Origin of the sequence: Acetonema longum DSM 6540, from assembly GCF_000219125.1 — a bacterium.
Lineage (GTDB): Bacteria > Bacillota > Negativicutes > Sporomusales > Acetonemataceae > Acetonema > Acetonema longum.
The window spans coordinates 1-420 of record NZ_AFGF01000177.1 but is presented as its reverse complement, the minus strand read 5'-3'; the positions used below and the strand labels follow the sequence as shown (position 1 = coordinate 420).

Here is a 420-nt window from a genome sequence, read left to right as displayed (position 1 = left end):
GTAACAGGGCTAACGCTCACAAGCTGAGGTTGCCGGTGTGTTTTATGGTGATGAGTAAAGGAGTGTGGTCGTTATTTATCCAAAACGGAGTTTGGCGTTCTGCGGGATGGACATGCACAAAGAGCAGCATACCGCAGTGGTCATTGATTGCTGGCTGAATATCTTGGGGGAAATCACCTTGGAGAACCGGCCGGGGAAGTTTGATCAATTTCTTTCTCATGTAAAAAAACTGAGTGGAGACTTAACGCTGGTTTTTGGCCTGGAGGATACGCGCGGCTTAGGAAGAAACCTGGCCATGTATCTGGTCGGGCATAAGTTTGTCGTCAAGCACATTAACCCTGCCTATACCAGCGCCATGCGGCTAAGTGCGCCCACGGTCTTTAAAAATGACTCCTATGATGCGTTTTGCGTTGCCAGGGT

General features: G+C 49.3%; 1 protein-coding gene. It reads left to right on the top strand.

The genetic code is table 11. The features are described from left to right. Positions 1-106: 106 nt before the first annotated feature. Positions 107-420 (top strand): IS110 family transposase (locus tag ALO_RS15870; RefSeq protein ID WP_004097820.1); only part of this gene is annotated, 314 nt, incomplete at its 3' end.